28 protein-coding genes and 1 riboswitch are annotated in these 25,151 nt (G+C 50.2%); of the genes, 22 read left to right on the forward strand and 6 right to left on the reverse strand.

The features are described from left to right. Positions 1 to 122: 122 nt before the first annotated feature. The 3 genes from EH198_RS02815 (at position 123) to murB (ending at position 3,947) form a co-directional block, all read left to right on the forward strand. Positions 123 to 1,940: an APC family permease gene (locus EH198_RS02815; protein ID WP_124694020.1), complete on the forward strand. Its 1,818-nt coding sequence runs from the start codon at positions 123 to 125 to the stop codon at positions 1,938 to 1,940. A gap of 164 nt (positions 1,941 to 2,104) precedes the next feature. Continuing rightward, entirely contained in the window at positions 2,105 to 2,905 is an 801-nt protein-coding gene (locus EH198_RS02820; protein ID WP_124694021.1) for an ABC transporter ATP-binding protein, read from the forward strand. Between the two features lie 127 nt (positions 2,906 to 3,032). Further along, the gene (murB, locus tag EH198_RS02825; RefSeq protein WP_124694022.1) at positions 3,033 to 3,947 is read left to right on the forward strand and encodes a UDP-N-acetylmuramate dehydrogenase; all 915 of its coding nucleotides are present in this window, start codon (positions 3,033 to 3,035) and stop codon (positions 3,945 to 3,947) included. Positions 3,948 to 4,051: 104 nt separating this feature from the next. On the opposite strand, the gene ymzB is transcribed toward murB, so the two are convergent. The 3 genes from ymzB to EH198_RS02840 all read right to left on the reverse strand — a co-directional run bounded on the left by ymzB (position 4,052) and on the right by EH198_RS02840 (position 5,970). Continuing rightward, a complete protein-coding gene (ymzB, locus tag EH198_RS02830; protein ID WP_124694023.1) occupies positions 4,052 to 4,387 on the reverse strand; it encodes a protein YmzB in 336 nt (111 codons plus the stop codon). A gap of 73 nt (positions 4,388 to 4,460) precedes the next feature. After that, positions 4,461 to 5,615: an MFS transporter gene (locus EH198_RS02835; RefSeq protein ID WP_246014066.1), complete on the reverse strand. Its 1,155-nt coding sequence runs from the start codon at positions 5,613 to 5,615 to the stop codon at positions 4,461 to 4,463. A 61-nt stretch (positions 5,616 to 5,676) separates the two neighbouring features. Then, positions 5,677 to 5,970 (reverse strand): ArsR/SmtB family transcription factor, encoded by a 294-nt coding sequence (locus EH198_RS02840; RefSeq protein ID WP_124694024.1) that lies wholly within the window; start codon positions 5,968 to 5,970, stop codon positions 5,677 to 5,679. Between the two features lie 198 nt (positions 5,971 to 6,168). Further along, positions 6,169 to 6,207: riboswitch (PreQ1 riboswitch) on the forward strand. Positions 6,208 to 6,339: 132 nt separating this feature from the next. Here EH198_RS02840 and queF point away from each other — a divergent pair. The 12 genes from queF (at position 6,340) to EH198_RS02900 (ending at position 17,546) form a co-directional block, all read left to right on the forward strand. After that, positions 6,340 to 6,840, forward strand: coding sequence for a preQ(1) synthase (gene queF / locus EH198_RS02845; protein ID WP_124694025.1), 501 nt, complete (start codon positions 6,340 to 6,342; stop codon positions 6,838 to 6,840). A gap of 13 nt (positions 6,841 to 6,853) precedes the next feature. Then, positions 6,854 to 7,516 (forward strand): 7-cyano-7-deazaguanine synthase QueC, encoded by a 663-nt coding sequence (queC, locus tag EH198_RS02850; protein ID WP_124694026.1) that lies wholly within the window; start codon positions 6,854 to 6,856, stop codon positions 7,514 to 7,516. After that, on the forward strand, positions 7,516 to 7,995 hold the full coding sequence (gene queD, locus EH198_RS02855) for a 6-carboxytetrahydropterin synthase QueD (protein ID WP_124694027.1): 480 nt from the start codon (positions 7,516 to 7,518) through the stop codon (positions 7,993 to 7,995). Before queC ends, queD begins: the two co-directional genes overlap by 1 nt. Then, positions 7,992 to 8,717, forward strand: coding sequence for a 7-carboxy-7-deazaguanine synthase QueE (queE, locus tag EH198_RS02860; protein WP_124694028.1), 726 nt, complete (start codon positions 7,992 to 7,994; stop codon positions 8,715 to 8,717). The genes queD and queE overlap by 4 nt, the downstream gene beginning before the upstream one ends. A 469-nt stretch (positions 8,718 to 9,186) precedes the next feature. After that, complete coding sequence (locus EH198_RS02865) at positions 9,187 to 9,972, forward strand: ABC transporter permease (protein WP_124694029.1); 786 nt, start codon at positions 9,187 to 9,189, stop codon at positions 9,970 to 9,972. Between the two features lie 38 nt (positions 9,973 to 10,010). Beyond that, complete coding sequence (locus EH198_RS02870; protein ID WP_124694030.1) at positions 10,011 to 10,787, forward strand: ABC transporter permease; 777 nt, start codon at positions 10,011 to 10,013, stop codon at positions 10,785 to 10,787. Positions 10,788 to 10,829: 42 nt separating this feature from the next. Next, on the forward strand, positions 10,830 to 11,903 hold the full coding sequence (locus EH198_RS02875; RefSeq protein ID WP_124694031.1) for an ABC transporter substrate-binding protein: 1,074 nt from the start codon (positions 10,830 to 10,832) through the stop codon (positions 11,901 to 11,903). A 213-nt stretch (positions 11,904 to 12,116) separates the two neighbouring features. Next, complete coding sequence (locus tag EH198_RS02880; protein ID WP_124694032.1) at positions 12,117 to 12,812, forward strand: ABC transporter ATP-binding protein; 696 nt, start codon at positions 12,117 to 12,119, stop codon at positions 12,810 to 12,812. A gap of 37 nt (positions 12,813 to 12,849) precedes the next feature. Further along, positions 12,850 to 15,288, forward strand: a complete 2,439-nt coding sequence (locus EH198_RS02885; protein WP_185702723.1) for an ABC transporter permease — start codon at positions 12,850 to 12,852, stop codon at positions 15,286 to 15,288. Positions 15,289 to 15,366: 78 nt separating this feature from the next. Then, positions 15,367 to 16,053 (forward strand): response regulator transcription factor, encoded by a 687-nt coding sequence (locus EH198_RS02890; protein ID WP_124694034.1) that lies wholly within the window; start codon positions 15,367 to 15,369, stop codon positions 16,051 to 16,053. 20 nt (positions 16,054 to 16,073) lie between these two features. Continuing rightward, on the forward strand, positions 16,074 to 17,102 hold the full coding sequence (locus EH198_RS02895; RefSeq protein WP_221621470.1) for a sensor histidine kinase: 1,029 nt from the start codon (positions 16,074 to 16,076) through the stop codon (positions 17,100 to 17,102). A gap of 126 nt (positions 17,103 to 17,228) precedes the next feature. After that, positions 17,229 to 17,546 carry a hypothetical protein gene (locus EH198_RS02900; RefSeq protein WP_124694036.1) on the forward strand — a complete coding sequence of 106 codons (318 nt, stop codon included), beginning with the start codon at positions 17,229 to 17,231 and terminating at the stop codon, positions 17,544 to 17,546. A gap of 77 nt (positions 17,547 to 17,623) precedes the next feature. Here the strand turns inward: EH198_RS02900 and EH198_RS02905 are convergent, their stop codons facing one another. After that, positions 17,624 to 17,839, reverse strand: coding sequence for a hypothetical protein (locus tag EH198_RS02905; protein ID WP_124694037.1), 216 nt, complete (start codon positions 17,837 to 17,839; stop codon positions 17,624 to 17,626). A 227-nt stretch (positions 17,840 to 18,066) separates the two neighbouring features. Further along, positions 18,067 to 18,399, reverse strand: coding sequence for a winged helix-turn-helix transcriptional regulator (locus tag EH198_RS02910; protein WP_124694038.1), 333 nt, complete (start codon positions 18,397 to 18,399; stop codon positions 18,067 to 18,069). Between the two features lie 191 nt (positions 18,400 to 18,590). On the opposite strand from EH198_RS02910, the gene EH198_RS02915 reads away from it, so the two are divergent. From EH198_RS02915 to EH198_RS02945, 7 genes are all read left to right on the forward strand, one after another. Beyond that, on the forward strand, positions 18,591 to 19,370 hold the full coding sequence (locus EH198_RS02915; RefSeq protein WP_124694039.1) for a GTP cyclohydrolase II: 780 nt from the start codon (positions 18,591 to 18,593) through the stop codon (positions 19,368 to 19,370). 87 nt (positions 19,371 to 19,457) lie between these two features. Continuing rightward, positions 19,458 to 20,510: an ABC transporter ATP-binding protein gene (locus EH198_RS02920; protein WP_124694040.1), complete on the forward strand. Its 1,053-nt coding sequence runs from the start codon at positions 19,458 to 19,460 to the stop codon at positions 20,508 to 20,510. Positions 20,511 to 20,595: 85 nt separating this feature from the next. Next, the gene (locus EH198_RS02925) at positions 20,596 to 21,390 is read left to right on the forward strand and encodes an ABC transporter permease (RefSeq protein WP_124694505.1); all 795 of its coding nucleotides are present in this window, start codon (positions 20,596 to 20,598) and stop codon (positions 21,388 to 21,390) included. Positions 21,391 to 21,397: 7 nt separating this feature from the next. After that, positions 21,398 to 22,183, forward strand: coding sequence for an ABC transporter permease (locus EH198_RS02930; protein WP_124694041.1), 786 nt, complete (start codon positions 21,398 to 21,400; stop codon positions 22,181 to 22,183). A gap of 261 nt (positions 22,184 to 22,444) precedes the next feature. Further along, positions 22,445 to 22,771: a PadR family transcriptional regulator gene (locus EH198_RS02935; RefSeq protein WP_124694042.1), complete on the forward strand. Its 327-nt coding sequence runs from the start codon at positions 22,445 to 22,447 to the stop codon at positions 22,769 to 22,771. Then, positions 22,772 to 23,977, forward strand: coding sequence for an FtsW/RodA/SpoVE family cell cycle protein (locus EH198_RS02940; protein ID WP_124694043.1), 1,206 nt, complete (start codon positions 22,772 to 22,774; stop codon positions 23,975 to 23,977). 39 nt (positions 23,978 to 24,016) lie between these two features. Further along, positions 24,017 to 24,547 (forward strand): hypothetical protein, encoded by a 531-nt coding sequence (locus tag EH198_RS02945; RefSeq protein WP_124694044.1) that lies wholly within the window; start codon positions 24,017 to 24,019, stop codon positions 24,545 to 24,547. 64 nt (positions 24,548 to 24,611) lie between these two features. Here EH198_RS02945 and EH198_RS02950 read toward each other — a convergent pair whose 3' ends face one another. Next, entirely contained in the window at positions 24,612 to 25,046 is a 435-nt protein-coding gene (locus EH198_RS02950; protein WP_124694045.1) for a DUF4395 domain-containing protein, read from the reverse strand. Between the last annotated feature and the right edge of the window lie 105 nt (positions 25,047 to 25,151).

Raw genomic sequence — 25,151 nt, forward strand, 5'->3', positions numbered from 1 at the left:
ATGCATAAGCATGCGGTCATATCCGTATGCTTATTTTTGTGCCCTTATTTATGAAAATCCACCACTGAAAACGGCGCGCGGTATTACCGTTTCAACTCAACAAAGAGAGGAACTGTATCCAAATGGTAAGCAGAGTAAAACGACTATTGATCGGTCGTCCCAGAAAATCAACCGAACTCGACCAGGAAAAGTTAACCAAAGTGAAGGCACTTGCCGTTCTGTCATCGGACGCACTTTCGTCCGTCGCATACGGAACGGAACAGATTTTGATCGTGCTGATAGCAGCAGGTTTTACGGCCATCTGGTATTCTTTACCGATTGCCCTCGCGGTACTGGGATTACTGGCAATTCTGATTTTATCCTACCGGCAGACGATTTTCTCTTATCCTCAAGGCGGGGGAGCCTACATCGTAGCCAAGGATAATCTCGGAGTTTCCACGGGACTGCTCGCTGGCGGTTCCCTGCTTGTGGATTACATCCTGACGGTTGCAGTTAGCGCCTCGGCAGGTACGGATGCGATCACTTCGGCGTTTCCGAATTTGCACGACCATACCGTGGCGATTGCGGTCACGGTAATCATAATTTTGACTATTATCAATCTTCGCGGCGTGACCGAGTCGGCTTCTTTCATTGCCGTCCCGGTATACTTGTTCGTCTTGTCTATCGTGGTTCTGATCGTCTCCGGTTTGGTCAAATATGCGGCGGGCGGCGGTCATGCCGCTGTTCCAGAAATCGGCAGTGCGGTGTCCAATGTCAGTCTGTTCCTGCTGCTTAAGGCCTTCAGCTCCGGCTGTTCGGCGTTAACCGGTGTCGAAGCGGTATCGAATGCCATTCCGAACTTTAAGGCCCCAGCGGAAAAAAATGCCGCCAAAACCCTCATGATGATGGGTTTGATTCTGGGATTCATGTTTACCGGCATAACACTGCTGGCTTACTGGTACGGTATTACCCCAAACACCAATGAAACGGTGGTTTCGCAAATTGCCGAATCGACCTTCGGACGGGGTGTCCTGTACTACTGTATTCAGGCGATAACGGCGGTCATCTTGTTCCTGGCGGCCAATACGGCCTACTCCGCCTTCCCGCTGCTGTCGTTCATGCTGGCTAAAGACAAGTACATGCCACATGCTTTTATGGTCCGCGGCGACCGTCTCGGCTTCTCCAACGGCATTATTTTCCTGGGAGTGGCTTCTTGTCTGCTCGTTGCTGCGTTTCACGGAGAAACCGGAAATCTGATTCCGCTCTATGCCGTAGGCGTATTTATTCCGTTCACTCTGTCCCAGCTTGGCATGATGATTCGCTGGTTTAAGCTGAAGCCGGCCGGCTGGCGGACCAAATTTGCCGTGAATACGGTCGGAATGCTGACTACCCTTACCATTACGCTTATCTTCATTATTACCAAATTCTCGAACGTATGGGTGGCTTTCATCTTCCTGCCAATCGTTATGCTTATTTTCTTCCGCATTCATCGTCACTATATGAATACGGCAGACCAGCTCCGGATTCAGTTGGATAAGGATAAGCCATGTATTAAAGGAAGCACAATTGTTATCCCGGTATCCGCCGTAACGCGTGCGGTGCTTCATTCGATCAGCTATGCCAAATCGTTAACCAATAATGTGGTCGCCGTCTATGTAGGCTTCGACGAAGAAGAAATCCGCAAGATGGAGATGAAGTGGGAGGAATGGAACCCCGGAGTTCGCCTTATCGTGCTTCGCTCCCGGTACCGCAGTATCATGCGTCCGCTGGTTAAATTTATTGATACGGTGGAATGGAAGAATGCTGCGACGGATCATATTACGATTCTGATTCCGCAGTTTATTACCAAGCACTGGTGGCAGGCAGTCCTGCATAATCAGACGAGCGTATTTATCCGGACTTATCTCATGAACCATAAGGATATCGTCGTTGCGACGGTTCCGTATCATTTGAATAAATAATCGGGCTGATTGCCCGTTGGCAGAAAGCTGTTGCTGGAGAATGTCTCCGGCGGCAGCTTTTTTGGCATGACTAAGCAGAAGCGAGGAATCGCAAACATTGATGTTGACATAGATAATGATAATCAATATCATTTGAAATGACAAGACTAAGGAGTGAAATGGTTATGACGGAACGCTTGAACGCGAATCAATTAAGTATCGGTTATGCGGAATCGATGATTGTCAAGGATCTCAACCTGTCGATACCGACCGGGAAAATTACGGCTCTGGTGGGAGCCAACGGTTCGGGGAAATCGACGATTCTTAAGACGATGGCCCGGCTGATGAAGCCGGCCAGCGGCAGCGTGCTGCTGGACGGCAAGTCGATTCATACCCAATCGACGAAGGAAGTTGCCCGCCAGCTCGCGATTCTGCCGCAAAATCCGACCGCTCCCGACGGATTGACCGTTTCCGAACTGGTGAGCTACGGGCGTTATCCGCATCAGAAGGGCTTCGGCGCTATCGCCGCGGAAGACCGGAAGATCATTTCCTCGGCTATTGAAGTTACCGGGATGGGCGATTTCAGCGACCGGCCGATCGAACGCCTGTCCGGAGGACAGCGGCAGCGCGCATGGATTGCCATGGCGCTGGCCCAGCAGACGGATATCTTGTTCTTGGACGAACCGACGACCTTTCTGGATATGGCGCATCAGCTTGAAGTGCTTCAGCTTCTGCAAGTGCTGAACGAGCGGGAGCGCCGGACGATTATTATGGTCGTACACGATTTGAACCATGCTTCACGCTTTGGGCATCATATGGTTGCGATCAAATCGGGCACCGTAGTCAGCGAAGGAGCTCCAGTGGACGTTATGACGCCTGACGTGCTGCGCGAAGTGTTCGGGATCGAGGCGGATATTGTCGAAGATCCGCGGACGGGATTACCGCTGTGTCTGCCCTACAGCCTGGCTGATCGCAAGGCTATCTAATTTGAACGAATCCTTTGCCGTAAACATAATCGCCGTCTAACGGGCTCCTGTCATTGACAAGGGAGCCTGTTCGTTGTTAAAGTGAGGATTGCCTAAAGATATGTATAACAACTAAAGGAGCAAACCCATGGATATCGGCAAAATTGAAGAGGATCTGCAAAGGCTTGTTCCGTCCGGAACGATTAAGAGCCATGAGTCGCTCAAAGATCATGTCTTCACCAAAATGGGCGGCCGGGCGGACATTCTGGCTGCGCCTTCCACTTACGAGGAAATTCAAGCGGTCGTTACATATGCAGCCGGAAACGGCATTAAGCTTACCATATTAGGGAACGGTTCAAACGTAATTATCCGGGACGGAGGCGTGCGCGGCATCGTTCTGCAAACGCCCGGATTATGCGACATCAGCTTTAAGGACGATGTGGTCATCGCCCAGTGCGGAGCCCAAATTATTGATACTTCCCGTTTCGCGCTTGAGCGGAAATTGACGGGTCTTGAATTTGCCTGCGGCATTCCCGGCACGGTCGGAGGCGCTCTGTACATGAACGCCGGAGCCTACGGCGGCGAGGTGGCCGATGTGCTGCAAAGCGCGCTTGCCATCGACAAGACCGGCGCCATCGTAAAGCTGGAAGGCGAAGACCTGAAATGGGGCTACCGGAAGAGCGTCTTCTCCAGCGGCGATTATCTCATTCTGGAAGCCCGTTTTGGCCTTAAGCCGGGAACCTACGAGGAAATAAAGGCGGCGATGGATAAGCTGACCGAGATGCGGGAGTCCAAGCAGCCGCTCGAATACCCATCCTGCGGCAGTGTCTTCAAGCGGCCTCCGGGACGGTTTGCGGGCCAGTTGATTCAGGAAAGCGGACTTCAAGGGACAAGAATCGGCGGAGCTGAAGTATCGAAAAAGCATGCGGGGTTCATCATCAATGCGGATAACGCTACGGCAAGCGATTATATCGGACTGATTCAGCATGTGAGAGAGACTGTAAAGGGACGTTTCGGCGTCGAGCTGGAGACGGAAGTCGAGATTATCGGCGAAGAGCTGTAAAGTGATGACGGCTCCCGGCTTTGTTCTACATTTCTAATCTTCAAAAAAAGCTGCTGGGAGCGTGGGGAGACTAACCCCCGTTCCCAGCAGCTTTTTGCTTGCTCTTACTCAAGCGCAAGCGTATATTTCGCCCGATCCGTTTGCGCTTGCACTCTTGTCTCATCCGCGGAAGTGAAAGCAAGACCGCTGACTGCGATCTCGTAGCTCTGAAGCGGAAGGCTGACCAGTTCGCCGTCCGCGTTCATTGTGCTGCCTGTACCGTGCAGGATGAGCGCGCTGTCTAGATAATCGTCGATGACGTCATCGGCATCCCGGTAATCAACACGTTCCAATTTAAAATAGATCTTGTCGCGATCCTCCAACTCCTGTTTTTCGATAACAATCGTTCCGCCTGTATGCCCGTTCAGCCAATCGGCAAGCAATTGTACATGTTCTTCCATCGAACGATCCCATCCTTTGCCACATTGTCAGTCTTAATCAGTAATTTACCCTGCTATGGCAAATTGAATCCATCTAAGTTGCCGCGACTCCACTTTTTCGGAAAAGGAAGGCGGAGAGGACAAAACACAGTAAAGTCAGAAGGGTCACGCCGAGAAATATACCCGAGGCCTGATAAATCCCGCCGGCGGCCGCGGCGCCTATCGTAGTTCCAAAATACATCAGGGTGTTCGCCAGAGCCGAGACCGTTCCGCGGGCGGTATCCGACAAAGACTGGAGGGAGCTCATCATGATGGGGAACAGAATCCCGCCGATTCCAAAGATGACAATCAGCTCTACCTCAATGCCGGCAATATTTCCCGTCAGCGAGAGCAGCGGAAACATTAAGCTGTTGACCAGAATGCCCAAAATCAGTGTTCTGGAGCGTCCAAGCTTCTGGCTTAGCCGGCTGCCGAACAGGCTGCCAAGCATGTTGCCGAGACCTAGGAACAGCATAACTTGGCCGATTTGGGCCACATTTAAGCCGAAATCGCCGGAAAGCCAGGAGCCGAGGAAGGAAAAGGCGGCAAAATTGCCGATCTGAAAAATAAAATAGGCGGCAAAGGCGGTAACCGCAATACGGGAAGAGAGCAGCCCGGCGTATGGCTTTAAGAGAGAAAGACGGTCTGCCGATGGATTGCGGGGCGGAATGGAGGGCAGGAGGAAAGGAATCAGAAAGGTCAGGAGGAGGGAAAACAACCCGATCACGATAAACGGAAGATTCCAGGAATGAGCGGCGAAAAAGCTGCCGATGGGGAGGCCCAGCATCTGGGCGATGGAGAGACCTGCGGTGGCGATGCCCATTCCCTGCAAAATCTTTTCCCTGGGAAGCAGGACCGGAATGGAAGCCCAGATTTGCGGGGATACGACGGCAGCGCTGACCCCGGCCAGAAAACGGAACAGAACCATGCTCCAGAAACCGACGGCGGCGGCGCATAAACCCGTAGAGAGGGAGAAGGCGGCCATCCCGCATATCATGACATGCTTTCGGTTCAGCCGGTCGGACACCGGGCCCGCCACCAGTGCGAACAAGGCGTAGCCGAGCGCATAGGCGCTGACCATCCAGCCGGAACTTGCGGTCGATACATGGAACTCTTGCCGAAGGACGGGAAGCAGAGGGCTGATCAGAAACGTATCTGTGCCGATGGCGAACATAATGAGAAAAAAGAGAGTCAAACTGGATTTTTGCATAATAAACCTCCTAATTCATTAGTTTAATAACTATTGAACAATATGGTTATAAAAAACCGGATTACAAGGAATCCAGGAATCCGGGCAAATAAGTGTCGAACGTCTCTTGATGAAGCTGTATGTATTTCGTCTGAGCTTCCTTTCTTACAAGAATAAGCCCTGCCTCCCTCAGGGTGCGAAAATGATAAGAGGCGTTCGATTTGGAAGCTTCACAGCGTTCACCCACCTCGCCGCAGTTCAGTTCCGTAAGGCTGCCCTTAAGGGTACGAATGATTTGCAGACGGGTATGGTCGGCCAGCGCCTTGAAGATGCGCACGCGATATTCGTCAGAAGCATTAAGTTGTTCAATAGTCATAGAACTATTATATCTTCATGATGCATCCTGTCAATACGGCATATCAAATCCAATGACTTTATATTATTTATGGTCACGCTTGCGGAGCAGCCGTCTTTAAGCATGCTTCATATTTTTAATGTCTTGTCTTGCCTGAGCTTCCTATGGTATAGTTCTAGACGCATAAATAATAATTGAAGAAGATATCTGCGGCATTTCGCAGGAGAGGTTCGCAAACTCCCTCTATAAAAAACTAAGATCCGATATGCCCGGGATGGGTATGTCCATTTTTCACATTCTTAGTCTACATGGATCAGGTTTGATGAAATCTCGTTCTTCTTTCCGAATACCGGCGGAGGATGCCGAAGGAAAAGAGAGGGATTTTTTGTTATGTCAGAAGGAAGATTGAAAGAAGAAATGCCGGACGTTACTCTGCTGGGCAACCAGGGAACCAAGTACAACTTCGGTTATGATCCCGAGGTGCTGGAGACGTTCGACAACAAGCATCCGGGCAGGGATTATTTTGTGAAGTTCAATTGTCCGGAATTTACGAGCCTGTGTCCCGTTACCGGACAGCCCGATTTTGCCACCTTGTATATTTCGTACATTCCCGAGCAAAAGATGGTCGAATCCAAATCGCTTAAGCTATATCTGTTCAGCTTCCGCAATCACGGCGATTTTCACGAAGACTGCGTCAACATTATCATGAACGATCTGATCAAGCTGATGGACCCCCGCTACATCGAGGTATGGGGCAAGTTCACCCCGCGCGGCGGCATTTCCATTGATCCTTACTGCAACTACGGCCGTCCGGGAACCAAATATGAGGCCATGGCCGAGCACCGGCTCATCAATCATGATTTATACCCGGAGACAATCGACAACCGATAAGGAGAGATTCGGAATGAACAAAAAAGCGTTGGTCGTCTTCAGCGGCGGGCAGGACAGCACAACATGCCTGGCATGGGCCTTGCAGCAGTTTGAAGAAGTACAGGTCGTGACCTTTAACTATAACCAGCGGCATGCGGCCGAAATTGAAGTCGCCAAGGAAATTGCCGCTCATTTCAATGTAAAACAGCATATTCTGGATCTGGGATTGCTGAACCAACTGGCCCCGAACGCCCTGACACGCGGGGATATCGAGATTTCAGCGGGAGAGGACGGAGAGCTTCCTAGTACATTTGTCGACGGGCGGAATCTGCTGTTCCTGTCGTTTGCGGCGATTCTTGCGAAACAGTTCTCATACCATCATATTGTCACCGGAGTATGCCAGACGGATTTCAGCGGTTACCCGGACTGCCGGGATGTATTTGTAAAGTCGTTGAATGTCACCCTTAACCTCTCGATGGATTATGAATTCGTGATTCATACCCCGCTGATGTGGCTGGATAAAAAAGAAACATGGCAGATGGCCGACGAGCTCGGCCAGTTCGATTATATCCGCGAGCATACGCTGACTTGCTATAACGGAATCAAAGGGAGCGGCTGCGGCGAATGTCCGGCCTGCCAGCTGCGTAACCGCGGGCTTAAGCAATATGAAGAGGTTAGAAAGACGGAGGGCCGCTGATGCGAGGCGAAGTTACGGTATGTAAAATCTTTTCGTTCGATGCGGCGCATCAACTGGTCGGCCATAAAGGAAAATGCGCTAACGTTCACGGGCACACCTATAAGCTGGAGGTTGTGCTGAAAGGCAAGCCGGTCGCAGAAGAGGGACGTTCCGATGAAGGCTTTGTCGTCGATTTCGGCGACATCAAAGCGTTAGTGAAGGAGAAGGTCGTCGACCGGCTGGATCACGCTTTTCTTGCCAAAGGCGACGAGCCTGTTCTGGAGAGCCTTAAGGCGAGCGGCTCGAAGACGGCGGTGCTGTCTTTCCGCACGACGGCCGAGAATCTGGCCAGCTACATCGCTTATACGCTGAAGACGAGCGACCTGCCGGTGTATTCCGTCAAGCTGTGGGAGACGCCGACGGCCTGGGCCGAAGTCTTGGCCGAGGACGTCCCCGAAGAGGGTCCGTCGTACCGGATGTATGGAGGCTGCGACCTATGAGCGCCAAAATTCCGGTAATTGAAATGTTCGGTCCGACCGTCCAGGGAGAAGGAGCGGTCATCGGCGTCAAGACGATGTTCGTCCGCACGTACGGCTGCGATTACCGCTGCTCCTGGTGCGACTCCGCTTTTACATGGGATGGCAGCAGTAAAGACAAACGGGTCATGATGGATGCCGAAGAAATCATGTCCGGTCTGACCGAGCTTGGAGGCGACCGCTTCGATTGCGTTACGATTTCCGGCGGAAATCCGGCGCTGATCGGCGAAGGGCTGTCCGAGTTGATCGACCTGCTCCATGAACGCGGCATCAAGGCGGCGATTGAAACCCAGGGCAGCCGGTGGCAGGACTGGTTTCTGAAGGTGGACGCTCTTACGATCAGTCCGAAGCCGCCTAGCTCGGGGATGTCAACCGATTGGGAAGCGCTGGACGGCATTATGGAGCGGGTTCATACAAGCGGGACGGGCAATCACAGCTTGAAGGTTGTTGTGTTTGATGACGAGGACTACAACTATGCGGCCCGGGTTCATCACCGTTATCCCAGCGTTCCGTTCTTTCTTCAACCCGGAAACGAGAACGTTACGGAGGAAGGCGACATTTCGTCGCGTCTGCTGAACAAGCTGGAATGGCTGTTCAATAAGGTGATTGCCGATCCCGATATGAACGCCGCACGCGTTCTCCCGCAGCTTCATGCGCTGATCTGGCATAACAAACGGGGAAAATAATGAGCCGAATTAAGCCTGTTCCCGGCTGCCGGGCGGCAATAGCGGGAAATTGTTCACATTATGACTATTGTCTGTGAAATAAGTTTCTTTTTCCGAAAATGAATGTAAATTATTACAGCTTGTTGACAGTGTGAGATGAACGGTTGACAGTTAAGCAGACGACCGTTAGGATAAATAATATAATTCCGATAAACAAAGTGAGGTTTTACTAAGCTGACTGGTATACCAGAGGCCGGACTCCAGACCTGTAAAGGTCGTGAGGCCGGCCTTCTTGCTTTCTTTGGAATCCTGCTTAACCGAAGGAAGGTAAGAAGGCATCATGATTCGATTTTTATAGAGAAAGGGGAGTTCATAGAACCGGATTGCAGATTGATTCTGTATTCAATACCGAATTCATCTAACAACGAGAAAATGTTATTTTTACAGACTTAATTATCAATTCCACCCATCAGAATGGACTGATTATCACATGATTAAGGCATTGAAGTCGATTCATAATGCGCTGACAAGCTACTATCTGTTATTTTTAGTTATCGTTATTTGGGAGCTTGCTCCCAGACTTGGTTGGGTCAGTGCCGTTTTCGTCCCTCCTTTTTCCAGAGTTATTAAGGTTGGAGCGGATTTGGGCCTAGTAAATATTCTGCTGTATATTGCTATAAGTCTGAAAAGGGTATTTGTAGGCTTCTTACTGTCCACGTTCCTGGCCCTGCCTCTCGGATTTATACTGGCTGGCGCGCTGCCGTGGCTGGCCCGGTTCATTAAACCGTTCACCCTGTTTCTTTCCCAGATTCCGCCTTATATTCTCTTTCCCGTATTCGTCATTATTATCGGCATTGGGGAAGGGGGGATCTATACGGTGATCTTCTGGTCGTCCTTTTGGCCCATACTGTTCACGTCCATTGCCGGAATAAGCCAGGTTGATCCGCTTCTCGTTCGTGCAGCCAAAGCCATGAATGCCAGCCGTATTCAGATTTTTTTCAAGGTGGTGCTTCCGGCGGCTTTTCCAGCGATTATGACTGGCATGCGTACAGGTCTCACGATGAGCTTCTTCATGCTGATTGGCGCGGAGAGCATGGGTGCTGATAAAGGGCTGGGCTGGCTCATTCACAATGCACAGAGCATGGGATTCATCGAACGGATTTATCTCGGGGCCGTGATCGTGGCTGCGGTCGGAGCGCTGCTGAATTTCATTCTGGATTTTCTGGAAGAGAATATCGTTGACTGGAAAGAGGTGGCGGAGGAACAAACCGTCTAGCATCAGAAGACTTAATAGACAGAGAGGTAGCTAAACACATGAGCTCGTTCTGGTCAAATATAAGAAAAATTGGTTTTGGGAGCATTCCGATTATTCTGTTCTTTATCTTCTGGGAAATCGGAGCCGGACTGGTGCCGGAAGGGGTAATTGCCCCGCCGTCAGAAGTTATTAAAAGTCTATGGACAGCGGCAACCTCCGATATGCTGTTTAAACAAACGGCGATTAGCCTGGGAAGAGTTGGCATGGGCTTCGCTCTTTCCATTCTCGTTGCCCTTCCGTTAGGTTTTATATTGGGAACATTTTTCCAATCTGCCGAGAAGCTGCTGCTGCCCTTTTTTCGGATGTGCGAGAAATTGAATCCATTTGCGATCATTCCTATATTTATGATCTTTTTCGGGATTGGCACAGCGGAGAAAGTGGTGGTTGTATTCTGGGCTACCCTATGGCCGCTGCTGTTCAATACTATGGCCGGAGCGAGAGCCGTCGACTATTCGCTAATACGCGCAGCGAGGTCGATGGGCGCGACGAGACGGGAGCTTTTTCTCAAGGTAATCCTGCCGTATGCGCTGCCCAACATCTTCACCGGCGTTGAAATTGCGGCCCAATTATCCTTCTTCATGATTATCGCTTCGGAAGTCATCGGGGCCAGCACAGGACTGGGCTGGTATTATATCAGCGCCACAACAAAGTATCAACTGCCGCTAATGTACGGCATCATTCTCTATATTACGGTGTTGTCCATCTTTATCAATCTTTTATTTGGCAGGTTGAAGAAGCACTTTCTGGTATGGAAAGAAGCGGTTCAAATTCATTAGGCGGTTCAAATTAAATTAAAAAACTCAGGAGGTCATTAGGAAATGGCAAGCAAGAAGAAGACAAATCTCATTATTATTGGTTCTTTGGCAGTAGTTGTTGCGGCAGGCATAGGGATCGGAACTTATTATGGAAGAACATCTGACACAATCCAAGGTGCGGCTGGCTTAAAAAATCTCAAGGATGCAAATTATAATGCGGACTCCTCCGGTAAAAAGGTAATCACGTTAAAAACGGATACCAAATTGAACTGCTCCTCGACGCCTTGGGTTATTGCCGAGAAAAAAGGATTTTTCGCGGAGGAAGGTCTCGAAGTCAAATACACGGGCGAGTTGAAAACAGAACAGAAGCTTCCGGCCATTCTCAACGGAACCAATGATATCGGAGCGACATTGCCCAATACATTGGCTACATATGTGGCTGGCGGTGCCAAGGTCAAGGCCGTTACGCTGGGCGAAGTGGACCCGCCGGATAGTGTAGATCCCAAATTCCGTCATATGCGGTATGTAACGAGCGAGTCATTTGCCGGCAAATCATTGAAAGAGTATGTCGAATCAAAAAAAGGAGCTAAAATTACGGTCAGCGGGACTGCGCCAAACTGCAGCACCTTTATTTTCAATGAGATTTTTAGAAAAGAAGGATTAGACCCAAGCCAAATTCAATATGTCGCTTTTGAATCGGATACGGCTGCCATTCAGGCCGTTCAACAAGGCAATCTCGATATCGCGGGCATTCACCCGCCTTTCTACAAGCTGGCTAATGATTCCAAGCTTACCGTGCTGGCAGACTCCCAAGATACGGGGCTAGGTGCGGCGTCAGGCGCTTCCGTTTATTACTTTACCGACAAATTTATTGAGGAGAACCCGGAAGCCGTACAACGCTTCGTCAATGCCATCAAGAAAGCTCAAAATTGGATCAATGCGAATACGGACGAGTCCGTCAAGCTGACCGCCGAATATATCGGACAACCGGTAAACGCCACCCATTATTACTTTACCGACAAGGGACTGCCAACTGAGCTCTTCCAGCCGTGGATTGACGATCTGGTTCAGTCCGGCACGCTGAAGAAGGACCAAGTCAAGATTGACGATATCGTCACTACGCAGTTCAGCAGCTAAACCTTATTCAAGCCGTTCGCGATCTATCTGCGTTGCGGAACCCGAAATAAAATACTCTCATATCGAAACGGCTTCGCCCTCCTGTAATAGGAAGGTGGAGCCGTTTCTTCATCATTGGATGATCCCGATTGGAAATATTTTGTCACGGGAATGTAAGAACTATCCAATATAATGGAACAGGTACCCAATACATAGGGAAAAGGAGATAAGGAAATGTCCATTTTACAGGCAAGCGGCCTGATCAAAAATTACGGCAAGGCGCCCAATGTAGTTCGGGCGCTTCGGGGAGTGGATCTGGATATACAGAATGGAGAATTTGCGGCTGTTGTCGGAACGTCCGGAAGTGGGAAGTCAACTTTGCTGCATCTGCTCGGGGGATTGGACCGGCCGACCGAAGGGAAAGTCTTGATCGGCGGCAAGGATATTTATGCGCTAAACGAAGACGAGCTGACCGTCTTCCGCAGACGGAATATCGGGTTCGTCTTCCAGCAGTACAATCTGGTGCCGGTTCTGAATGTATACGACAACATCGTTCTGCCCATTGAACTGGACGGCAACCGTCCCGATGGGGAGTTTATTGCTCATATCGCTGAAACGCTTGGATTGGCGGCGCTGCTCCACCGCCTCCCGGGCCAGCTTTCCGGCGGCCAGCAGCAGAGGGTCGCGATTGCCAGGGCGCTTGCGGCCAAGCCTTCTTTTATCCTGGCGGACGAGCCGACCGGCAACCTGGACAGCGTCACGAGACAGGAAGTGATCGGTCTGCTGAAGGTCACCAGCCGGCAATTTAACCAGACGATGGTTATGATCACCCATAATGAGGAAATCGCCTTGATGGCCGACAGGGTGATTCGGATCGAAGACGGGCAGATTGCGGAAGGACGGGTTTATCATGTTTCGCAACAACACTAAGACAGCCGTAAACAGGCTGGCAGCCGGTAGCATGAGAATGAGCCGCGCGAGAAACGGGGTTGTAGTGCTGGCTATTTTTTTGACAACATGGCTGATTACCTCTTTCTTCAGCATCGGGATGAGCGTTGCCAAATCGTTTGATCTGCAGGAGATTAAATTGGCCGGTACGAAGGCCCAAGCTGTGCTGAACGCGCCCACGGAAGACCAGCTGAAAAGAATGAGAAATCTCGATTATGTCAAGGCGGTCGGACTTCAGACGGGAATTGGCGCTGCGGACGGAACTTCCGGAAACCCGGAGGAGGCGGTCCAAATGGTCTGGTATGATACCGCCGAATGGAACGATATGCGAATGCCTGCCATTTCCGAATGGAAGGGAACCTATCCCGCTGCCCGGAATGAGATCGCCGTTCCGCTGGATTTGCTTCGGCAAATGGGCATCGACAAGCCCGAAATCGGGATGAGTGTTCCGCTAACATTTAATGTCGCTGCCGATGGAAAGCCGGTCCGGCATAATGAGACGTTTAAACTTACCGGATGGTTCAAAGATTATTCGCAGCTTCGCCCCGGAGACGGAGGCAGTCTGCTTGTATCCGAGCCGTTTATGAAAGAGAGCGGGGCAGCGATTCAAACCTCCGGTACAGCTTCCATTTTATTTGCAAGTAAAGATACGGAACTACTTATAGAGAAGCTGCAACAGGATCTGGGGCTTCACCAAGGCCAGAAACTGAACGCTGTATCCAATAAAGAAAGCCTGGATAACGGCAGCATAGCGACGCTTACCGGTTATGGGGGATTAGTTCTGTTTATTATGCTTAGCGGCTATCTGCTGATTTATAATGTGCTGTACATCTCGGTAGCGGGCGATGCTCGGTTCTATGGTCTGCTTAAAACAATCGGCGCCACGCGCCGGCAAATCCGGACCATGATCCGAAAGCAGGCGCTGAGGATGGCGCTGATCGGCATTCCAACGGGCTTAATCGCCGGAGCGGCAACTTCCTTCGGAATTGTGCCGATGGCCTTGAAGACGTTCGAATTGCCCGCCGGCGGTAGCCTATCGTTTCATCCGGTTATTTTTGTGGGAGCGGCTTTATTTGCCTTGATTACAACGATGGTCAGCTGTATCAAGCCAGCCAGGGTTGCCGGAAAAATCTCGCCCATCGAAGCGGCCAAATACACCGGAATCACCCCCTCTTCAAAAGCGCGGAGCGGCAGCGGTGCTTCGAAGCTGCACCGGATGGCGCTGCGCAACATTTTCAGGATCAAAAAACGGGCGTTCGTTGTGTTTTTATCTCTATTTCTCGGCTTGACTACCTTTCTGATTATCAATACGCTGGTGCTCAGCATGAATCCGGAACATTTTGTCGCCGATTATATGTCTAATGATTTTGAACTGAGTAATCAGACAATGACACTGGGTTATGAAGGGGTGACGAAACAGGCGATTTCACCGAATATCGTTTCTGCGGCGAAGGCGCTTAAAGATGCGAGGGACGTAAGAATTACTTATGCCGAGCGGTCCACACTTGTCTATGATCCCAAGGTCTTCGGAGCCTATCTCGATAAATTTGCGCAGTCCTTTAATATTGAAAGGATTACGGATAGCCAGATCCATAATCAGCCGGAAATATTCTGGGCTGCCGTTATCGGGCTTGACCCTGCTTCTTTTCGCGAAGTCAACAAAAAACTGCCGAACCCTCTGGACGAGGACCGGTTCGAACGCGGGGAAATTGCCTTTTTGGATGGGGAGATCGCCAGCTTTAAGGCCGGTGACCGCTTTCGGCTAAAGCTGAATAACGGAGCCGGGGGGGCTGAGAGAGAGTTGGAAATTGGTGGAACGGTATCCTTGCGAAGCCAAGTTCCTTATTACGGGATGGCCCCCACCGTGTACATCAGCCAAACCGCTTTGAAGCAAATGAAGAATGATCCAATCATTTACAAGCTGTCTATTAACGCGGATCGGAAAGATTGGCCCGCCATAGCAGATCAAATCAAATCGCTGTCCGCCGGAAACGGCGATTTGAAATTGGAATCCAAAATGGACATGATGAAGCTTGTCCGATCGGCCAAGCTGGCCTTCTATATCCTCGGCGGGGGACTTTCGATGATTCTCGCTCTGATCGGCCTGCTCAATTTCATCAACATTACGGTTACGGGCGTTTTGGCGAGAAAGGCCGAGCTGGCGGTACTGGAAAGCATAGGGATGACGCCAAGGCAGATTAACAAATTGCTGCTGTTCGAGGGAGCCTGGTATGCCCTTATCTCCATCCTGCTTGTCACCGCGTTTGGGAATGCGCTGGGCTATGGCGCGTATCGCCTGTTCAGCCAAGAAGCGACGTATGCGGTTTATACGTTCCCGGCCATTCCGCTGGCGGCGGTAATCTTACTAGTAGCCTTGGTTTGTCTGACTGCTCCGGTCCTCGCGTACCGGAAAGTCTGCCGTTCTCCGCTTGCCGAGCGTCTGCGCGAAGCCGCCTGATTATCATCTGGCAATGAGCGGCATGTCGCAGCAGGTCTCCTGCTGCCTTGATAAACTGAAGGCTGGGGAGTGAAATAGATGACCACCATTTTGATCGTGGAAGATGACCGGCTGCTGCTTGAGGGGTTGTCCTATACACTGGAAAAAGAACATTACGAGGTGCTTGCAGCCGGCTCTTACAAAGAGGGCGTCGATTATCTACAATCACGCAACATTCATCTCGCCATTCTGGATATCCGATTGCCCGATGGCAGCGGTGCCGAATTGTGCAGAGAGATCCGCCGAAGCTCGGTCATTCCCGTTATCTTCCTCACAGCCAATGATACGGAGCCGGAAATCGTTGCGGGATTTGACCTTGGGGCGGATGATTATATTGCCAAGCCATTCAGCATGGAGGTGCTTCTGCGGCGCTTAAAGGCCGTTCTGAGAAGAGCCGGAGACGATGAAGCCGGGCTGGAGCGTTCCTTTATGTATAGAGACTTGAAGATCAACTTTAATAAAATGATGGTATATAAAAATGGAGAAGAGCTGAAGCTGACAACGACCGAGTTCCGGTTGATTGAAGCGCTCGCTCAGAACAGCGGGCAGGTCATGACCCGCGAGATGCTGCTGAACAGGCTGTGGGACCAGTCCGGGAATTTCGTTGATGAGAACACGCTCAGCGTCAATATCAAAAGGCTGCGGGACAAGCTTGAAGATGACCCCAAAAACTGCCGGTACATCAAAACGGTATTTGGCATCGGTTATACGTGGGGTGACGGATGAAAAAGAATCCATTCCGGAGGTTGATTTTTCGCTGGACGTTTGTATTTGCATTGGTATCCGGCCTGCTTGTCACGCTGCTGCTCTGCTTCCGCCCGGAAACTCCGGTCCTGATTGGCAGCTTCGCATATCTAGCATGCACCGGCGCGATATTCGCGGGATTCATTTTCTCGGTCCGCCGGGAAATGGAAACCGTCCTTGAACAGCTTTCAGAAATGATCCAAGGCCTCATCTACCGGCGGGATAAAGAGATACTTTCCGTCACCGAAGACACGCTGCTGTCCAAGCTGCAAAGCCAAGTCATTCAGCTGACGGGGATTTTATCCGTTCAGAAAGAACGGTATCTAAAAGAAAACAGGGAGATCAAATCGCTGATCTCGGACATCTCCCACCAGCTCAAGACGCCTCTCGCCAATCTCGCCATGTACAGCAGCTTGCTCGACGACCCCGAAATATCTCCAGATAAACGTCCGGAGTTTACCCGGCGCCTGAAGAGCCAGACCGACAAGCTGGCGTGGCTGCTGGACAGCCTGATTAAATTATCGCGATTGGAATCCGGAATTATCTCTATCGAGACGGAAGCAAAAGACCTCGGCAATACGGTGCTTGCCGCCATTAAGCAGGCGTTTCCGGCAGCTGAGAATAAGAACGTAACGATCGAATGGAGGGGCGGACAGGGACTTGTGCTTCCCCATGACGCTAAATGGACGACTGAAGCCATCTATAACGTGATCGATAACGCGATAAAATACACCGATACAGGCGGTAATATTATCATTACGCTCACAGGCTATGATCTGTTTGCCAGGATCGACATAGCGGATAACGGGCAGGGGATTCTGCCCGAAGAGCTAAACGACATATTCAAACGTTTCCATCGCGGGACAAACGCTAGGGAGGCGGAAGGCGTCGGACTTGGATTATATTTGACCCGCAAAATAATCACCGGACAGGGCGGATACATTAAAACCGCATCCGAGCCGGGCAGCGGCAGCACCTTCTCGCTGTTCCTTCCGCTGGACGGGCTCCGGGTGAATTCAAGCCAGCACTAATAGTATAAAAAATATCGATTAAGCCGCTCTCCTGGTGAGGGCGGTTGTCTTTTTTTAAAAGGGTATTGCAATATCTATAATACCGAGTATAATACTTGGTATAAAGAAAAACGAGGAGATGTAGAGATGTCTGTCGATGATTATCTGGACCTTTATAATTATGCTAAACAAATTGGCGATGCCCAGTGGCAGGCCGAACTCATCCAAACCTTGAAAGAACTGAAGAGCATGACGGAAGCGGAAATTCGTGAACAGAAGATTAAAGAGATGTGGAACCGTTTTGACGATATCAATGTGATCTTACTGGAACTGTTCGAGAAGCTGAGAAACGGCGGCAGCGATATTCAGGCGAGGGCTTGGAAAGAGCGGGTCTGGGAACTTAAACTGGAGAGAATCTCTTTGGCTAAAAAACTTCAGGACAAATATATTCATGTGCGTCACTAAAACAGAGAAAGCCTAAAAAAGGGCATAAAAAAAGGCATGCAGTTGTCTGCTCTGCCAAGACCGTTTAGTTGAAACAATTATTTTGACATAGGCATGGCTTCACGCATCATAGTCATACACATTGTCATCATTTCATCGCAGTCTTGCATTTTCTGCATCATCATTTCCATGTCCATGGATTCCATGCCGTCCATCTTCGACATCTTTTCCATGCACATTTTCATGCATTTCATCTTGGCCATCATGTCTTCCATACACATCGTCATCATCATTTCCATACACATACTTTCCATTATTACTCCACCTCTCTATTAATTAGTTTACTTGACTCCTTTAAATTACTATATTTTTCCGTTGGTTTCAACGCTTAAGCAACAATATCGACATAAAATTTTTCTATAGTATGACATAATTATGTATATTCCTACCATTGTCATGCTATTAATCCGAATACTTTATATTAAATGACGCCCTTTAAATCCCGAATGGGAAGTAAAAGGGCGTCATTTTTGTCTGCGGGTCAAGAGGGACTTCCGGCTCCAAGCTCAACCCAGTCCGAGGACCAGTTGCCAATCTCCTTCAAAATAGGTGCAAGCGCCGTTCCCTTCGCAGTTAGCGAATACTCGATTCTTACCGGAATATCGGGATAGACGGTTCTCTGAACTATACCTTCATTTTCCAATTCCTTCAAACGGTCAGACAGCACTTTGCCGCTTAGGTTGGACAAACAGCTTTCAATTTCGCCAAACCGGCATGGGCCGGGAATCAATACAAATACGATCAGCGCGACCCAACGCTTGCTTAGCAGATCGACTGCCTTTTCAAAGCGGGGACACATTTCAAAATTTTTCATACCATCACCTCAACATTCATTATAACATAAACTTACAATAAGTAATTATAATTATTTAAGTATATATTATAACTTGACGAATTTATATTACAATGATAAACTTACTTACAAATAGTTACTTTAATTTAAAATAAATCGACTCTGCTGCGAGCGGCCGATTGAAATGAAATATAATTGAGGAAGGTGCGCTCATGATTAAACCTGAGATTGTGTCCATACTTAATAATAAAATCCATACCATCGATCTGAACGACTCAGCTAACATTCTTGTCGGGCCGATTACGCTTCCGGTGAACCTGAACGGAGAGACCGTTACATTCAAGTGGTACAGCTGGCTCCACGTGACGGATGAAGAACGCCTGGAACTTGCGGGAGAGGAAATGACTGAGAAGCTGATCGGCCGCCTGGCCGGGATGAAGCTTGCCGACAGCCAGCAATCCAGTGTTTTGGTGTACGGGGATTTCGAGAATGCCGACACCGCGCTTATTCGGATGCACAGCATCTGCCATACGGGCGATATTTTCGGCAGCAAGCGCTGCGACTGCGGCTACCAGCTTCATCAGTCGATGAAGATGATCGTGGAGAATGGCTCCGGCGCTCTATTTTATCTGGCTAATCATGAGGGGAGAGGCATTGGGCTGTTCAGCAAGGCGATGGCTTACCTTCTGCAGGAAGAAGGATATGATACGGTGGAAGCGAACCTGGAGCTGGGCTTTGAGGACGATTCCAGAAGCTATACGGACGCCATCAGCGTGCTTCAGCATCTGCGCAGCAAGCCGGTTACGCTTATCACCAATAATCCCAAGAAGCTGAAAGCTCTGAAGGCCGCTGGCATGAACGCCGTGAAGCGTGTGGCGCTGTGGGGCGATGTGTCCGTTTTTAACGAGAAATATTTGCGCACGAAAGTAATCCGTTCCGGCCATCTTGAAGCGCAGGATGGGGAATCGCTGCCGGGAATGATGGCACGGTAAAAGGCAAAACACGTAAAGGGTGGTGCTTTTAAGCCCGTTCCTATATAATGTCCTTTGAATGAATTTAATTGTTTAGCGAGGTATACTATGGCAGCGATTGATGTACATGATTTGCGAAAAACGTTTAAAGTGCAAAAAAACCGCGGAGGTCTCAAAGGGGCCTTCGTTGATTTGTTTAAGCGGGAATACAACGAAGTAACTGCGGTTAAGGATATCTCGTTTCAAATTCCGGAGGGTGAAATCTGCGGATATATTGGCGAGAACGGCGCTGGTAAGTCGACGACGATCAAAATGCTGACTGGTATTCTGGTCCCAACTTCCGGGCGCTTGACTGTAGGCGGCTATGTGCCTTATGAAGAGCGCGAGAAATTCGTCCGCAACATTGGCGTGGTATTCGGCCAGCGAAGCCAGCTCTGGTGGGATATCGGCGTAATCGAATCATTCGAGCTTCTGCGCAAGGTGTACCGCGTTGAAGAGGCCGATTACAAAAAGCGGCTGGACGAGCTGGTGGAAAGGCTTGAGCTTCAGGAGCTGCTGAACCGCCCTGTACGCAAGCTCAGTCTCGGTCAGCGGATGCGCTGCGAGCTGGTGGCGGCCCTGCTGCATAATCCGTCCATCGTATTTCTCGACGAACCGACAATTGGGCTGGATATTGTGGTCAAGTCTGAAATCCGTTCGTTCCTGAAGGATATGAACCGCGAGCACGGCACGACCATTCTGCTTACGACCCATGACTTGCAGGACATTGAGGCGCTCTGTTCGCGGGTGATTATGCTCGATGACGGGAGCATTATTTACGACGGCGGGCTCGATGAGCTGAAGCAGCGCTGGGGAACGGGCCGCGAGGTGGTATTCCAGTTTGGAACCGCCACAAAGCTTAACCGTCTGGAACTGCTGACCGAAGGTATGCCTGTAAAATGGACAGCCGAGAACAATCTGGGCGCTACGGTATGGATTCCGCTGGAAATGAACGTGTCTGACGTGCTCGGCCGGGTTGTCGGACAAGCCGATATCACGGATATCAAGATTATTGAAACGAATACGGACGATATCGTCCGCAGTATTTACCAGTCCGGGTCTGCGAATAAGGCGGAAGAGGCGAATTTGGCGCTGCCTCGGGAAGGAGCCGGGCATGTTTAATGCACTTTCGGACGCGGGTTCTCCTCAGGGGGGCCAGGACGCGGGCACGGAAGGACAGGAGTTCAGGAGAACTGAGCGAAGATTGCTGCTCGAGGCGTACTTCGATTTTATCCGCATCCGCTTTCTGACCATGCTGGCCTACCGGCTGAATTATTACACAGGAATCCTGATCTATTCCCTCAACATCGGCGTCAATTATTTCACCTGGAAAGCCATTTACGGACAGGGAGAGTCACTGGGCGGCTTCACCGCGGCGCAGATGACAACTTACGTGGCCGTATCGTGGATGGCCAGAGCGTTCTATTTCAATAATCTCGACAGAGAAATTTCGACGGACATACGCGACGGGAGCATCGCCATCCAGTTTATTAGGCCCTACAATTATGTGCTTGCCAAAATGATGCAGGGTCTAGGCGAGGGAATGTTCCGTTTTCTGCTGTTTATGATCCCGGGCATGGCGCTCGCCATGCTGCTGTTTCCGGTGCATCTTCCGCATGACCCGGCGGCGTGGGCCGGATTTTTAGTCATGCTGTTCTTCAGCTTTTTGATCAATTCGCAGATTAACATTATTACCGGGCTGCTGGCTTTTTTCGTGGAGAATAATGAAGGGCTGATGCGCATGAAGCGCGTCGTTGTCGATCTGTTCTCCGGTCTGATCATTCCGATCAGTCTGTTCCCGGGCTGGCTGTCTTCCATTCTCAAACTGCTGCCGTTCCAGGCGATTACCTATCTGCCGGGTTCTGTCTTTACCGGGCGGGTGCAGGGTGTGGGGATTTGGAACGTATTCGGCATTCAGATCATCTGGTTTGCGGTTCTGCTGATTCCGCTGTTCTGGTTATACCGCGCGGCGCGGCAGCGCCTGTTCGTGCAGGGAGGTTGAGGAAGAGATGTACCACTTAGGACTGTTGTCCGAATATTTGAAAAATTACATGAAGACCCGGCTGACCTACCGAGCGGATTTTTGGGTAGAGGTGCTTTCGGATCTATTATTTCAGGCGACGAATCTGATTTTTATCTTTGTCATTTTTATGCATACGAACAGCCTTGCAGGGTGGAGCCAGGACGAGGTGGTCTTCGTTTACGGCTTTTTCATGGTGCCTTGGGGGGTATTCGCCTGTTTCGTGAATATGTGGAATTTCAGCGAGCGCTATATCGTCAAAGGGGAAATGGATCGTATTTTAACGCGTCCCGCCCACAATCTGTTTCAGATATTTCTGGAAAATGTGGACCCGCCCTCGCTTATCGGCTCGCTTATCGGACTGCTCATTATGGCGGTCAGCGGCTTGAATTTGGGGCTGCCGTTCGAGTGGTGGACCATTCCGGCGTTAATTCTGCTGACGATCAGCGCTGCGGCCATTTATATGGGAATCTATACAACTCTGACGGCGCTGTCTTTCTTCTCGGACGCTCCCACCGGCATCATTCCACTGATGTACAACATCCAATCTTACGGCCGTTATCCGGTGACGATTTACAACCGGGTGATTCAGGTGCTGCTTACCTGGATTCTGCCGTTCGCCTTTGTGGGCGTATATCCGGCGGGGCTGTTCCTTCAGCGGGAAGAGATGACGCGGATGGCGCTGCTGACTCCGGTCATGGGCGCAATCTTTGTCAGTATCGGCTTGTTTGTCTGGAGCCGGGGAGTGCGGAAATATAAGGGCGCGGGATCGTGATGAAACTGCAAATTTGGCGCTCACGAAACGGTAATTCAGCACATTAACGATTATCCTTAATGACATTAATCATTTGATTTTGCCAGGGCCGCTTTCCAATAGGGGAGCGGCTTTTTTGCGTATTGGAATAAATATACCGAGAAAACAATCGTATTTCTCCTGCTATCCGCAATACATAGGATTGCAATGCATAGAATGCCTATGTATAATTATGACCGCAACCATTGAACGTCCCGTGGTAGGAATAGGAGGAGCACGGCAATGAACAGGGAACTTATGAAAGGCAGCACCGCTACGATGCTGCTTATGCTGTTGAACAGCAGAGCGCTATATGGCTACGAGCTGATTAAAGAGCTTGAACGAAAATCCGAAGGGACATTCGCACTGAAGGAAGGGACACTTTACCCCATTTTGCACGCCATGGAAGGAGAGGATTGGGTTCAGGCTTATTGGGAAACCGTCGAAGGCCGTAAACGGAAATACTACCAAATCACGGACAAAGGCAAGCGGATTTTGGAAGAAAAGAAACGCGAATGGGCGTTATTCCGCAATGCCGTCGATTCCGTATTGGGGAATGGAGGGATTTGAGTGAGCAGATCCGATGCATTTGAGGAATTTCTGGACGAAGTCTGCGCACAGGTCGGTGCTCGTGAACTTCACGGTGAGCTGCGAATGGAGTTGGCTAACCATCTGGAAGAACTAGCGGGGGAACGGGAAGCCATGGGCTTCGAGAAAGAAGAGGCTGCCAAGTGGGCGCTGGAGCAGATGGGCGACCCGGAAACCGTTGGAAGGAATTTGCACCGTGTACATAAGCCGCGAATGAATTGGAAATTGCTTGCCGTGGTTCTACTGTTTGCTGCAATCGGATTTTCCGGCATGCTGTCCCTTGCCGCCGCTGCTAAAGGTCACTCTGGAACCGAAGAGTTTTATGGAAGGCTGGCCTCCAATCACATTCTTTATCTGGTTATGGGTATCGTATTGATGCTTGGGCTGGCTTTTTTCGACTATCGCAAGCTCCGGCGTTATTCCTGGGTTTTGTACTTCGTGACTCTAATTGGCATGACGGCCGCGCTTTTTTCGGATACATCTGTGAATGGTGCTAAGGGTTGGATTAAACTCGGGGGCTTTATCTTTAATATCATGGGCTGGAGTCCATATATTCTTATTATCGCTTTGACAGGAATCTGGACTATGAACCAAAATTCATCTTCCAGGGCTTTCCGCTTAAAAAAACGGTTCGAACTCCCGATGATTCTATTACCATGTTTATTCTACGCTGTCGGACACGCACTAACGGAGTTAATCATATTTTCAGCTGTTGTGTTAACGCTTTATTCATGGTTAAACGGCGGATGGCGCCGCTCCATTGTTATGATCTTGGGAGCGTCAGCCGTAGTATTATTCTATGCTTGGAGGGAACCCGCTTTCCGGATTGGTATAATAGCCGCTATTGATCCGGGAAGAGTTCCCAAGCATGCTAGCTATATGATTATCAATCTGCGGGAAACACTGGCTACAGCTGGTTGGCGGGGGCACGGGTTTGGCGCACTTAGGGATCAACTTCCATACGTGTATTCCGACATGCTTTTTCCTTATTTGATTTACACATTCGGGTACTTGGCTGGTCTTGGACTTGCAGTAGTTATAGTTTGGTTCATTGCGCAAGCGGTGTTGGCCTGGAAGACTGTCCGCGATCTTTATGGCAAAACGCTGTTTGCGGGAATGGAACGTAAAACAACCAAGGTGACTTTTCGGCGACATTTGTTTTTTTACCCGCAAACGGTAAGATACTAATACAAGGGATGCTCATTACGTCAATTTGGGAGGCAAGAGATGAAGAGGGAAGTACAGCATGTGCCCTACGGCTACGAGCCGCCGGCGGAGAAGCGCAGAGGGACGTTAATCTATTATGATTCCTTCGAGCATACAACCGATGAAGAACTGAGGGCGGCGGCGCAGGCCGCGCTGGACAAAAACTTCGGAAAGCTGGTGCTCTATCCGCTGCACGAGGAAACGGTGCGCAGAATGTCCAAGGAACCCGTAAGCTCTTACTATAAGCGTGAAGACCGCCTGCATGAGTGGAAAAGAGAGCAGGGCACCTCGTCCATCACGGTGGAGAATTGGGAGGGCAAGCGGAAAAAATATACGCCCATCGACTCCGCGCTGCGCCATTTGACCGAGCGTTATCCGGGGCCGCATTTTCTGTATGTCTCGCCGGAGACGGCCAATCTGTTCGCTTCGTTTTCCTCTTTCGAAGAATGGATCAAGAATCTGCGTTTGCTGCTGCCGGAGAAACCGGGAATCCTACATCCCCGTCTGGAAAAATACAGCCACCGCTGGTCGGTTGCAGGCGAAGAAGAGTAAAAAAACAGCCCGTTCATTCGCCGGTTCTGGCGTTTGTGCGGGCCGTTTCTTCATAGCGCGGCTATTAATGTGAGCTGCCTTGGCGACGTTTGTACAAGTACATTTTCCATTGGTAGTGGATGAAGCAGCCGATGCAGAAGCCGAGTATGGCTACTAAGGCGGCGGTACCTACAATAGCGGTGAAGATATACGCCGCGGTTAACCAACCGGCAAGATAACTGACAAGTCCGGCAGCGAGACAGATGACGGCGATGGTTTGATTGAACTGCTGCTGCTCCGCATCTTCGAGAACATACGCGGAGCGGTCTTTCCGCAGAAACCGGGCAGAGAGGCTGATTACCGGATTGTACCGAAACAACAGACCGAGCAGCCCTGCAGCCAGCGGTATAGCCAGAAACCAGTAAAAACCGGTAAACCAGGTTAACAACACGGACAGAACGATAACCGATTGGTTGGCCCGGACCAGCGGTCTGGGAATCCCCCTTGACGTATCGGCCATTAAACCCACCTCGCTTATTGGAATAATTAAATTATAATCTCAGCCAGCCTTTTTTGAAAGTAAAAGTATTGACTTTTAGTTTATGGTTTTGTTATGGAGACCGAT

It is taken from the genome of Paenibacillus rhizophilus (genome assembly GCF_003854965.1).
GTDB lineage: Bacteria > Bacillota > Bacilli > Paenibacillales > Paenibacillaceae > Paenibacillus_AQ > Paenibacillus_AQ rhizophilus.

What these genes read in the sequence shown, in the direction of transcription:
- EH198_RS02815 (WP_124694020.1), top strand. Translation starts at nt 123, where the DNA reads ATGGTAAGCAGAGTAAAACGACTATTGATCGGTCGTCCCAGAAAATCA.
- EH198_RS02820 (WP_124694021.1), top strand. Translation starts at nt 2,105, where the DNA reads ATGACGGAACGCTTGAACGCGAATCAATTAAGTATCGGTTATGCGGAA.
- murB (WP_124694022.1), top strand. Translation starts at nt 3,033, where the DNA reads ATGGATATCGGCAAAATTGAAGAGGATCTGCAAAGGCTTGTTCCGTCC.
- ymzB (WP_124694023.1), bottom strand. Translation starts at nt 4,387, where the DNA reads ATGGAAGAACATGTACAATTGCTTGCCGATTGGCTGAACGGGCATACA.
- EH198_RS02835 (WP_246014066.1), bottom strand. Translation starts at nt 5,615, where the DNA reads ATGCAAAAATCCAGTTTGACTCTCTTTTTTCTCATTATGTTCGCCATC.
- EH198_RS02840 (WP_124694024.1), bottom strand. Translation starts at nt 5,970, where the DNA reads ATGACTATTGAACAACTTAATGCTTCTGACGAATATCGCGTGCGCATC.
- queF (WP_124694025.1), top strand. Translation starts at nt 6,340, where the DNA reads ATGTCAGAAGGAAGATTGAAAGAAGAAATGCCGGACGTTACTCTGCTG.
- queC (WP_124694026.1), top strand. Translation starts at nt 6,854, where the DNA reads ATGAACAAAAAAGCGTTGGTCGTCTTCAGCGGCGGGCAGGACAGCACA.
- queD (WP_124694027.1), top strand. Translation starts at nt 7,516, where the DNA reads ATGCGAGGCGAAGTTACGGTATGTAAAATCTTTTCGTTCGATGCGGCG.
- queE (WP_124694028.1), top strand. Translation starts at nt 7,992, where the DNA reads ATGAGCGCCAAAATTCCGGTAATTGAAATGTTCGGTCCGACCGTCCAG.
- EH198_RS02865 (WP_124694029.1), top strand. Translation starts at nt 9,187, where the DNA reads ATGATTAAGGCATTGAAGTCGATTCATAATGCGCTGACAAGCTACTAT.
- EH198_RS02870 (WP_124694030.1), top strand. Translation starts at nt 10,011, where the DNA reads ATGAGCTCGTTCTGGTCAAATATAAGAAAAATTGGTTTTGGGAGCATT.
- EH198_RS02875 (WP_124694031.1), top strand. Translation starts at nt 10,830, where the DNA reads ATGGCAAGCAAGAAGAAGACAAATCTCATTATTATTGGTTCTTTGGCA.
- EH198_RS02880 (WP_124694032.1), top strand. Translation starts at nt 12,117, where the DNA reads ATGTCCATTTTACAGGCAAGCGGCCTGATCAAAAATTACGGCAAGGCG.
- EH198_RS02885 (WP_185702723.1), top strand. Translation starts at nt 12,850, where the DNA reads ATGAGCCGCGCGAGAAACGGGGTTGTAGTGCTGGCTATTTTTTTGACA.
- EH198_RS02890 (WP_124694034.1), top strand. Translation starts at nt 15,367, where the DNA reads ATGACCACCATTTTGATCGTGGAAGATGACCGGCTGCTGCTTGAGGGG.
- EH198_RS02900 (WP_124694036.1), top strand. Translation starts at nt 17,229, where the DNA reads ATGTCTGTCGATGATTATCTGGACCTTTATAATTATGCTAAACAAATT.
- EH198_RS02905 (WP_124694037.1), bottom strand. Translation starts at nt 17,839, where the DNA reads ATGGAAAGTATGTGTATGGAAATGATGATGACGATGTGTATGGAAGAC.
- EH198_RS02910 (WP_124694038.1), bottom strand. Translation starts at nt 18,399, where the DNA reads ATGAAAAATTTTGAAATGTGTCCCCGCTTTGAAAAGGCAGTCGATCTG.
- EH198_RS02915 (WP_124694039.1), top strand. Translation starts at nt 18,591, where the DNA reads ATGATTAAACCTGAGATTGTGTCCATACTTAATAATAAAATCCATACC.
- EH198_RS02920 (WP_124694040.1), top strand. Translation starts at nt 19,458, where the DNA reads ATGGCAGCGATTGATGTACATGATTTGCGAAAAACGTTTAAAGTGCAA.
- EH198_RS02930 (WP_124694041.1), top strand. Translation starts at nt 21,398, where the DNA reads ATGTACCACTTAGGACTGTTGTCCGAATATTTGAAAAATTACATGAAG.
- EH198_RS02935 (WP_124694042.1), top strand. Translation starts at nt 22,445, where the DNA reads ATGAACAGGGAACTTATGAAAGGCAGCACCGCTACGATGCTGCTTATG.
- EH198_RS02945 (WP_124694044.1), top strand. Translation starts at nt 24,017, where the DNA reads ATGAAGAGGGAAGTACAGCATGTGCCCTACGGCTACGAGCCGCCGGCG.
- EH198_RS02950 (WP_124694045.1), bottom strand. Translation starts at nt 25,046, where the DNA reads ATGGCCGATACGTCAAGGGGGATTCCCAGACCGCTGGTCCGGGCCAAC.